Genomic DNA, 10,085 nt, shown 5'->3' with positions numbered 1-10,085 from the left:
CGTTTCTCCTTTGAACTGGTCGCATCTTTTTCTTGTATTTCCACTCATAAAAAGCAAGAAGGAATTGCCAGTCTTGTTTAACAAACGTTTGAATGATTGGCAGCTTATCAGTTTTGAATTTCTGATACTTAGGAGAATGGACATCGTCGTGAGCCCATTGACCAATAGGAATAAATTTAGCAATAAAAAGCACTAAAAAGCGAATTAGTTGATTTTGATATTGTACAACTGAAAGTAAATGAGTTATAATTAAGTTCAAAACAATGACATCCTTTCTTTGGTATATTTGTTGTGTTGGAACTTCAATTATAACTGAAAATAGGGGGTCATTGTTTTTTTATTTTAAAAAATAGTGAAAACCTTTGAAATACAGCAGTTTTAAAAATTAAAAGTGGTGTAATACTTTACACTACCTCGCACCCCACGAGGGTGCGTGGATTGAAACAGGCTAAAAGAAACATCAAAGTTGCAGCAAATGTATCTATGAATTGTAACAACAAAAAAACAAACAGGAGATATCTCATATTAGGGGTCTCCTGTTTATTTTTTTAAAAGCAGACAATATGTTAAATTTTTATTGATATGGGATTCTCATTTAAATATGGGTAATTATTATTCATAGAATGTTATTCGCCAATCATAGGCGTCAACTTAACCCATAATTTGTCATCCTGAGCAGAGTAAAACGAAGCCGAAGGATCTTTAAGCTAGATGATATATTCTGATAATCAAAAGTAATCTTGCTTATGTTCTATAAGATTCTTCGCTAACGCTCAGAATGACATGCTTCTAAGGTTTATTTGAAAATATTTGGATTAAGTTGACGCCTATGATTCGCCAATGAGTGTATTTCGTTGTATAAGGACTGAAAATCAGATGAGGGCAGGAGGTAGGCCATATGACTATACAAATCAAGGACCATAATGAACACAGGTATAAGGCCCTGATAGAAAATATGCTGGATGGGTTTGCCTATCATAAGATTGTATTCGATGAGAATGGAAATCCCATAGATTATGTTTTTCTAGAAATCAATGATGCCTTCGAAAAACTGACCGGACTGAGGAAAGAATCCATATTGGGAAAAAGGATGACGGAGGTATTCGCAGATTCACCAGATGGTCGGGAGGATTGGATTGATCTATATGGACAGGTTGTAGTGACCGGAAAGAGCATCCGCTTTGAAAAGTTCTTCCCCCCCTTAGGCCGATGGTATTCCGTCTCTGCCTACAGCAATGAAGGGGGTTATTTTAGTACTGTATTTCACGATATTACAGATAATAAGGCAAATGAGGAAAAATTGAGACGGGAGCGGGATGTAATCGCAAAGCTGATGGAGACTAGCCCCGCTGGAATCACTGTGGTTAATCCCGAAGGAAAAATCATATTTGCCAACGCTAGAGCCGAACATATTTTGGGCCTGCCCCGCAGTCAAATTATCAGTCGACAATACAATGCACCCGACTGGAACAATATGGATGTCAATGGTCATCTTTTGGAAGATGAAAAGTTGATATTTAGACAAGTATTGGAGAGTGGAAAGCCCATATATGATTATCGGCAAATGATTGAAAGACCAGACGGCAAAAAAGTCGTGCTTTCAATCAATGGAGCACCTTTGCTGAATAGTGAGGGTACCATCAGTGGCGTTGTATTTGCAATCAATGATATCACCCAGGTAATGGAGGCAGAAGAAGAAATACGTTACTTGAGTTTTCATGACAAGCTGACGGGTTTATATAACCGTGGCTTTTTTGAGGAGGAATTAGAAAGGCTGGATACCAGCCGTCAACTGCCTTTAAGCTTAATTTTAGGAGATGCCAATGGTCTGAAGCTGGTAAATGATGCTTTCGGCCATGAGGCAGGGGACAAGCTGTTGAAGCGTGTGGCCCAGATGTTTAGGGAAGTATGCAGGCAGGAGGATATCATTGCCCGGATTGGTGGAGATGAATTTGCCGTTATATTGCCTAGAGTGGGGGAGGATGAACTGACAGAAATCGTCGCACGGATGAAAGAGAGATGCAGACAAGCAGCCGCTGATCCGATTAAAGTAAGTATAGCCTTAGGTGCGGCGACTAAGGAACATGACGATCAGAATGTTAAAGCTGTATTTAAGCTGGCTGAGGACAGGATGTATCAAAATAAACTCTTTGAAAGCAAAAGTACAAGGAGTTCTATATTGGCTTCTCTAAAACAGAGCTTAGAAGAACGCAGCCATGAAACCGAGGAACATGGCCAGCGGATGAAGCTCTTAGCGCTAAAGCTGGGGAGAAGTATAGGATTGAATGAAAATCAATTGATCCAGTTAGATTTTCTAGCCTTGTTACATGATATAGGGAAGATTGCCATTCCCGATTCTATCCTGGAAAAAGAAGGAGCATTAACAGAGGATGAATGGAAGATCATGAAGACCCATAGTGAAATCGGCTATCGCATCGCTGGGGCATCCCAAGATTTGGCACCCATTGCAGATAGTATTCTGCATCATCATGAGCATTGGGACGGCAGCGGATATCCACAGGGTTTACAAGGAGAAGAGATTCCACTGTTGGCAAGGATTATTTCAATCGTAGATGCCTATGACAGTATGACCCATGGGCGTCCATTTGCCAAATCTATTTCAAAAGAGGAAGCATTGGCGGAGCTGCGGAAAGAATCGGGAAAGCAGTTTGATCCAATTATTGTGGAGGCATTTATTCAGATGCTTACCCACTCTAAGAGAACAAGTGTACAGCAGGAAATTGCCTCAGCTAAAGAAGAAAAATAAAATCTGAATAGAAAATTAAAAAAGATGATTCCAAATGAAAAACGAAGGAATATGATAAAAATAGAAGAAAGGTTAAGCTAAATTCAGAGAATAGTTAAAAGAAAAGACTAATAAAGAAAAATTCTTAGTAAGAAAATTTGACTATCTTTGACCTTTATTTTATATTTATAGTAGATCAACAAATATTAAATGGAGGTGTTAAATATGTTTGGCGGATTAGTACCTTTTAACAGAAGAACGAGGGAAATAGAGAATATCTTTGAAAGAATGTTCCATGAGGATTTTGGACTTCCAGCTCTTTCAACGGGAATGCGGGTAGATATTAAGGAAGAGGAAAAACAATATGTTTTAGAAGCAGAGATTCCAGGTGTAGATAAGGAGCAAATCAATATCGACTACAGAAACGACTATTTAACCATTTCCGTTGAAAATACAGAAGAAGTTAACGAAGAAAGAGATCATTATATCCGAAGGGAAAGAAAGATGGGCAGAACCAGCAGATCCTTTTATGTGGAAAATATCCGCAGCGAAGGAATTCAAGCCAAATACGAGAATGGCATACTAAAGATAGTGCTTCCTAAGGACGAAAATAAAAAAACTACCAAAAGAATTGAGATTCAATAGAAACTCCGGCTGATAGGCCGGAGTTTTTAAGTGCAGTGAAATAAGTGTAAAAACTTTGAAAAAAAAGACAACAATGTTTACAAGTACAGAAGAGATTTGTTAAGATGATAGAAGAAATAAGATGAAAAAGGTGAAAAAAAGTAGAAAAATGCACTCGGTCGTATGGCAGCTGCCAGAGATTTACAATATAGGTAGGGGAGTTGAAGGACGGAGCATGATACATACACGGGAAGAGATGAGGCTTTATACGAAGAAGGTGGAGGTAGATAAGCTGATGCCAGGGGATATACTAGCCCATGATCTGTATCTTGATCATGGTGTATTGGTCATACCGGCAGGAATAAAGCTTACGGAATATCATATCGCCAAGTTGAAAAATGTAGAAGAAAAGGTCGTATCTATTGACTTAACAAAGGTATATGTAAAGGCGATTGAGGACAGCAAAGTGTTAATGAAAAAGGTTGAAGAGGGCAAACCCATTACTAAAAAAGAAGTTGTCAGGATGCTTCAGCCGATCTTAAAAGAAACGAGACGGGAGAAAAATATTGTTAGATTGCTGATTCAACTCCAGTGCCAGGATGATTATACTTTCCAGCATACAGTGAATATCGGTATTGTGGCCGGTGTGATTGCAAAGTGGATGGGATATACAGACGAAGAGGAACTATCTAAAATTGCAGTAGCAGGAACACTTCATGATATTGGCAAAAGCAAGGTCCCTATGCAGATATTGAAAAAACCTGGACCTCTGACATCCATAGAGTTTGAAGTAATGAAAAAACATCCAAAATTGGGATTTGATATACTAAGCAGGTTTCCTTCCTTTGATGATGAGGTCAAATTAGCAGTGCTGCAGCATCATGAAAGAGAAGACGGAAGGGGATATCCGCAAGGTTTAGAGGGAGATGCGATTCATCCTTATGCAAAAATTATTGCCATTGCAGATGTTTATCATGCCATGACTTCCAAAAGAGTCTACCGAGGCAGGATAAGTCCTTTTCTGGTATTGGATCATCTGCATAAAAATCTGGATTGCCTGGATACAGAAATCATTCTTGTTTTTGTAAAAAACATGCTGAATTGCCTGATCGGTACAAGGGTTGCTTTAAGTGACGGAAGAATAGGATATGTAACTTTTATTGATCCCAAGGCTATTGGGTACCCGGTGATCCGACTTGAAAAAGATCACAAAATCCTCGATTTATATGAACATAAGGATATAACCGTTGAAGAAATATTGATAGAATAGTAAAATCAAGAATTAAGTTCTTGATTTTTTCATTGATAATGAAAAAATATTTTTTCTAAGGGGGAGAAAAAATGGAAAGACTGAAAAGAATACGGGAATACGGCATTCATATTGGAAGCTTGACTGCGGGGAAAAAAAACCAAATTACGGATGTTACAGGTATACGGGTGGGGCACGCTACTATCCAACATGGGGATATAAACACCGGTGTAACAGCAATTCTGCCCCATGACGGAAACCCCTTTCGCCAAAAGCTGCTGGCGGCAATTCATGTGGCCAATGGATTTGGAAAAACCATGGGCTCTATCCAAATAGAAGAGCTTGGAAACATTGAAACACCTATAGTATTGACAAATACGCTCAGTATAGGCGTTGCCAGTAATGCCCTTATCTCCTATATGCTTGAACATAATAAGGATATAGGATTGACCACAGGAACCGTAAATCCTGTTGTATGTGAATGCAATGATGGGTATCTCAACGATATTCGGGGGATGCATGTTACTGAAGAGGATGTGCGGTATGCTATAGAACATGCAGCTGAAGATTTTGAAGAAGGTGCAGTAGGGGCAGGGACAGGGATGTCTTGTTATGGATTAAAAGGAGGAATTGGATCTGCCTCCAGAATAATAGATTTATCTGAGAAAAACTACACCGTGGGTGCCCTTGTGCTGACGAATATGGGATGTTTAGAGGATTTTCGTCTTGACGGCAAGCCATTGGGAAGACTAATTCGAGAGAGGGAGGAGGAAAATACTCAGGAAAGGGATAGAGGTTCGGTCATCATGATATTGGCTACGGATATTCCTTTAACAGAAAGACAGTTAAAGCGGATAGCCAAGCGAGCTGTTGTGGGACTCACAAGAACAGGAACCAGCCTAGGCCATGGCAGTGGAGATATAGTGATTGCATTTACAACAGCCAATAAGATTACCCATGAAAATGCCAAAGGGATTTATAATGTCAAAATGGTGCACGAAGAACTGTTGGATAAAGTATTTCAAGCTTCTGCTGAAGCGGTGGAAGAGGCTATATTGAATTCTATGGTTGCAGCAGATACTACAATTGGAAGAAATGGTCATATTAGAAAGAGTTTAGCCCTATATGCAGACTTATTCGAAGAGAAAAAATAAATCCTACAGAACCCCCAGCTAGATTTCTATTTATTATTAAGAGACCATTAGGATTTATGTTATAATAGGGATAGCGAAAGGTTTTCCTGATTATTTGTGTAGATTTGCATGAAGTTGTTTTGCTCCTGCGTTTAAAAAATGGAAATTTTCCCAATATAATGAAGGAGAATAGACAAAGAAGCAGAATGTGTATTATAGGATCAATGGAAATGAGTAGGAAATTGCTTAGCAATAGATGATTCGCTGAGATATAGGGCTTTTTATATCTACAGAAAAAAGCCAGTAGAAGGGAGCAGGAGAATGATCGAAAACTACAATGAGTCAAAGGAAAACCGGATGGCCGTACTCATCGACGGAGAAAACGCACAGCCTTCTCTTCTGGGGAAGATGCTGGCGGAGACGGGAAAACACGGTTCAGTAACCATTCGGCGGATTTATGGGGACTGGACGACTTCCAATATGAATGGATGGAAGGATGCTTTACATAACTATGCCATACAGCCAATACAGCAATTCCGTTATACAGTGGGTAAAAATGCTACGGACAGTGCATTGATTATTGATGCAATGGACATCCTCCATGGAAAACTGGTGGACGGCTTTTGCATTGTTTCCAGTGATAGCGATTATACAAGACTGGCCACGAGAATTCGGGAGGAAGGAATTTTTGTTATGGGCATTGGAGAGAAGAAAACACCCAAGGCTTTTGTAAATGCCTGTGATGTATTTATTTATACAGAAAACATATCACCAAGGGAAATAAAGCCGATATTGAAGGAAGATAGCCAAAAGAAGAAGGAAAATGGAAAGACATTGGCTTTAGTGCAAATGCTGCGGGAGGCTTTTGAAATGGTAGTACAGGAAGATGGCTGGGCGCACCTGGGGTCTATGGGAAAAGCGTTACTGCAGCTTGACCCGGGCTTTGATCCCAGAACCTATGGACACAAGCAGCTGTCTCAGCTGATCCGTGCCTATCCTAAGCACTTCGTATTAAAGCGCATTGATGAATCGGGACCTAGTGCCGTGTATGTTCAATCTAAAGAGCAGAGTGCATAGCTGTAAATAACATAAAAAACCCATAAAATATGCTCCTCCTTGTATATTCTTCCTTCATAATCTATGTCTACTTGGACTTGCATATGATCAAAATAGGCGGCGGTATAGGATTTCTAAGGAAAAAAATTTCAGATGTAAATTTCTACGTATAATTCACATAAAATTCTGCAAAATTCTTCTTGGTTTAAAAAAGAAAAACATCAAGATAGGCCTTGATGTTTTAATGCAGAATTATAATTGTTCAGGTTCTGGTTTAGTACTGCTCCTGTCGAGGCTTTCCGTCATACTGAGAAGGAATAGAAGTACAGCCGCTCCTAGGGAGCCATATAGGGTAAGGGGCCAAACAGACCGCAGACTGTGAGTGAGCAGATATTTGCCCGTAAGATAGGGACCTACTGCATGACCAGCCTCTGCGATGATAGGAAAAATAGCGTTAAATCTTCCCCGATGGGATATGGGAGTATTGTTGGCCACATAGGTCATTCCATTAGTACTTACCAGTATTTCACCTAGGGTCCAGATAAAAGTTGAGAGGATGTAAAGATAGAAATGATTAATTCCTAAGAGCATGCCAAATCCGATCCCATAGAACAAACCACCCAGGCCTACACAGAAAATGGGCTTTAGTCTCAAGGTCAGCTGTGTGATAAGGGTTGTAAAGAATACAACCGTTAGGGCATTAACGGACATAAGCATACCAAAGTATGAGGTATCCTTTTCACCAAATACCTGTGTCATTTGCAGCGGCAGAGTGAATTGATGCTGTACATAAATAAAAGAGTAGAGGGCGATAAGCAGCATAAAGATACAAAGAACCGGCCTTTTGATTAATGCCATAATGAAGCTTCCCGATTCCATTTGCTCATTATGGGTGAGTTCCTGATGGGTTTCCATCATATCTAAATCCGGTTTTGTTTCAGGAATAAACTTAGCAACCAGAAGAATAGATAAAAAGCTAGTGAATGCATCTCCTATAAAAATCCAGGGCAGATGGTTCCGATATAAAAAACCTGCAATCAAAGGACCTAAAGCGAAGCCTAAATTGTGGCCCATATATAGCAGGGAATAGGCTTCTTTTCGGTTGGTGCTTTTCGTCAGGTCTGCTACCATGGCACTGTTTGCAGGACCTGCAGCACCGCCAAAGAAACTGGATAAAATCAAAAACCATGGAATCAACATAGAGCTTCCCAGGAAGGCGCAGGGTATAAAACTGCAGGCCGCCAGCCCTTGGAAAAGGATAAATATTTTCTTTCTTCCCAGAAGATCGGCCATTTTGCCGCCCATCATAGATCCCGGTACATAAGCAAAGGCAGCAAGCATCATATAATAACCAATTTGCTTCGTATTCAATCCGATTTTGTCGCTTAAAAATATGGTCATAAAGGGCATAACAAAGTGTCCGGCACTGTTGACGACGCGGGCGAAAAAAATGATAAAGATGCTGTTGGACAAATGCTGATAGGGGCCGAGAAAACGACGTAAAGACAAAACAATTCCTCCTTTTGATCAATGAAATATCCAAATTATACCATGGATTATATTATATCATTATCAGAATTGCCTGTATATAATTTTTTTTATATGGATAAAGCACTGAAAAATCGGACAGAGAGGAATTGAAATACAATGTATTTAAAGCTTCAGTTTATGCTATAATACCAATAAAGTGGCAAAATAGAGTACATATTTTAGGAGAGATCATATGAAAAAAATTCAGCTGATTGCTACGGCTACCTTTGGCTTAGAAGAGATGGTTAAACTAGAGGTGAAAAAGCTTGGATATGAAGATATCACTGTAGAAAATGGCCGGGTGACCTTCGGTGCAGATGTAGGAGCTATTCCAAAAGCAAATCTGTGGCTGCGGACCGCCGATAGGGTTTTAGTAAAAATGGGAGAATTTGAAGCCAGAACCTTCGATGAATTGTTTGAAAAGACAAAGTCGTTGCCTTGGGAGCAGTGGATACCGGAAAACGGCAAGTTCCCAGTAATAGGAAAGTCTGTGAAGTCTACATTATTTAGTGTTTCTGATTGTCAAGCTATTGTAAAGAAGGCGATTGTGGAACGACTGAAGCAAAATTATGAAGTAGAGTGGTTTTCTGAAAATGGGCCTGAGTTTCCTGTTGAGGTAGCCCTGTTGAAGGACGTGGTTACCCTGACCATTGATACCAGTGGTGTGGGATTGCATAAAAGGGGATATCGGGAACAGGCCAATGAGGCACCGCTGAAGGAAACCCTGGCAGCAGCCATGGTGATGATCAGCCGTTGGAGAGAGGATCGGGTGTTGATTGATCCCTTCTGTGGGTCCGGCACCATTGCTATAGAAGCCGCCATGATTGGCAAGAATATTGCTCCGGGGCTGGAAAGGAGCTTTATATCAGAAAAGTGGCCTAAAATTCCTGAAACACTGTGGAAAGAAGCCAGAGTAGAGGCATTGAAGGCCATTCGTCAAGATGTGGACATACGGATATATGCTTCCGACATAAACCCCAAGACCATAAAAATAGCGGAAGAAAATGCTTATCAAGCCAATGTAGACGATTGCATTACCTTCTCTATTCAGGATATGGCCAGGATACGTTCTGATGAAAAATACGGCTATATCATTTGCAATCCTCCCTACGGAGAAAGGCTTGGGGAGCTAAAGGAGGTAGAAAGCCTGTACAAACGTATGGGACAGGTATTTAGCAAGTTTGATACCTGGTCTGTCTATGTGATCACCTCTCATGAAGAGTTCGAAAGATTGTATGGAAAAAAGGCAGATAAAAAGCGAAAGCTCTTTAACGGTAGAATCAAAGTAGATTACTATCAATTCTTTGGGCCAAAACCGCCAAAAGAGTTGTTTGGGAATCTGTAAAAAATAAGGGGGTGAGGAAATGCCTGTTTATGAATTTAAATGTGAGGACTGCGGGAAGGTTTTTGATTTGCTGATGAAGACCGGCGACTATGAGAAAGTGCAGCAATGTCCTCACTGTGAAGGTACAAAGGTGAAGAAGATGTTTTCAACCTTTGGCGTAGGTCAAAAAGACAGTGGCGGAGGAAGCTGCCATAATCATGACTGTGGCAGAGGATGAGGGTTATAAAGGCTCCGGTTTGGAGCAAGTAAAGCATCCCGGTTACAATAGCTGCAACCGGGATGCTTTTTATATGAGAATCATAGGCGTCAACGTAATCCAATTATTTCCAAATAAACCTTAGAAGCATGTCATTCTGAGCGTTAGCGAAGAATCTTATAGAACATAAGCAAGATTACTTTTGA

The 10,085-nt window shown here is 40.2% G+C and carries 10 protein-coding genes; 8 read left to right on the top strand and 2 right to left on the bottom strand.

The genetic code is table 11. From position 1 onward, the window contains the following. Nucleotides 1-259: hypothetical protein (locus BUB56_RS19725; RefSeq protein ID WP_330392700.1), on the bottom strand; the 259-nt coding region annotated here is incomplete at its 3' end. 639 nt (nucleotides 260-898) lie between these two features. Between BUB56_RS19725 and BUB56_RS18455 the strand changes: the two genes are divergently transcribed. From BUB56_RS18455 to BUB56_RS18435, 5 genes are all read left to right on the top strand, one after another. Further along, nucleotides 899-2,767: an HD domain-containing phosphohydrolase gene (locus BUB56_RS18455; protein ID WP_110942723.1), complete on the top strand. Its 1,869-nt coding sequence runs from the start codon at nucleotides 899-901 to the stop codon at nucleotides 2,765-2,767. Nucleotides 2,768-2,971: 204 nt separating this feature from the next. Continuing rightward, complete coding sequence (locus BUB56_RS18450; protein ID WP_110942722.1) at nucleotides 2,972-3,391, top strand: Hsp20/alpha crystallin family protein; 420 nt, start codon at nucleotides 2,972-2,974, stop codon at nucleotides 3,389-3,391. 214 nt (nucleotides 3,392-3,605) lie between these two features. Next, nucleotides 3,606-4,640 (top strand): HD-GYP domain-containing protein, encoded by a 1,035-nt coding sequence (locus BUB56_RS18445; RefSeq protein ID WP_190014745.1) that lies wholly within the window; start codon nucleotides 3,606-3,608, stop codon nucleotides 4,638-4,640. Nucleotides 4,641-4,711: 71 nt separating this feature from the next. Next, nucleotides 4,712-5,773, top strand: a complete 1,062-nt coding sequence (locus BUB56_RS18440; RefSeq protein ID WP_110942720.1) for a DmpA family aminopeptidase — start codon at nucleotides 4,712-4,714, stop codon at nucleotides 5,771-5,773. 300 nt (nucleotides 5,774-6,073) lie between these two features. Then, nucleotides 6,074-6,829: an NYN domain-containing protein gene (locus BUB56_RS18435; RefSeq protein WP_110942719.1), complete on the top strand. Its 756-nt coding sequence runs from the start codon at nucleotides 6,074-6,076 to the stop codon at nucleotides 6,827-6,829. A gap of 231 nt (nucleotides 6,830-7,060) precedes the next feature. On the opposite strand, the gene BUB56_RS18430 is transcribed toward BUB56_RS18435, so the two are convergent. Further along, on the bottom strand, nucleotides 7,061-8,317 hold the full coding sequence (locus BUB56_RS18430; RefSeq protein ID WP_110942718.1) for an MDR family MFS transporter: 1,257 nt from the start codon (nucleotides 8,315-8,317) through the stop codon (nucleotides 7,061-7,063). A 214-nt stretch (nucleotides 8,318-8,531) separates the two neighbouring features. Between BUB56_RS18430 and BUB56_RS18425 the strand changes: the two genes are divergently transcribed. The 3 genes from BUB56_RS18425 to BUB56_RS19600 are packed head-to-tail and all read left to right on the top strand — an operon-like array spanning nucleotide 8,532 to nucleotide 10,024. Next, nucleotides 8,532-9,683 carry a THUMP domain-containing class I SAM-dependent RNA methyltransferase gene (locus BUB56_RS18425; RefSeq protein WP_110942717.1) on the top strand — a complete coding sequence of 384 codons (1,152 nt, stop codon included), beginning with the start codon at nucleotides 8,532-8,534 and terminating at the stop codon, nucleotides 9,681-9,683. 19 nt (nucleotides 9,684-9,702) lie between these two features. After that, nucleotides 9,703-9,900 carry an FmdB family zinc ribbon protein gene (locus BUB56_RS18420; RefSeq protein ID WP_110942716.1) on the top strand — a complete coding sequence of 66 codons (198 nt, stop codon included), beginning with the start codon at nucleotides 9,703-9,705 and terminating at the stop codon, nucleotides 9,898-9,900. Next, the gene (locus BUB56_RS19600) at nucleotides 9,881-10,024 is read left to right on the top strand and encodes a hypothetical protein (RefSeq protein WP_190014744.1); all 144 of its coding nucleotides are present in this window, start codon (nucleotides 9,881-9,883) and stop codon (nucleotides 10,022-10,024) included. Before BUB56_RS18420 ends, BUB56_RS19600 begins: the two co-directional genes overlap by 20 nt. The last annotated feature ends 61 nt before the right edge of the window (nucleotides 10,025-10,085 follow it).

The organism is Geosporobacter subterraneus DSM 17957 (genome assembly GCF_900142145.1).
Classification (GTDB): domain Bacteria; phylum Bacillota; class Clostridia; order Peptostreptococcales; family Thermotaleaceae; genus Geosporobacter; species Geosporobacter subterraneus.
Note: the sequence above shows the minus strand (reverse complement) of the source record. Positions and strands in the feature narration are given on the sequence as shown.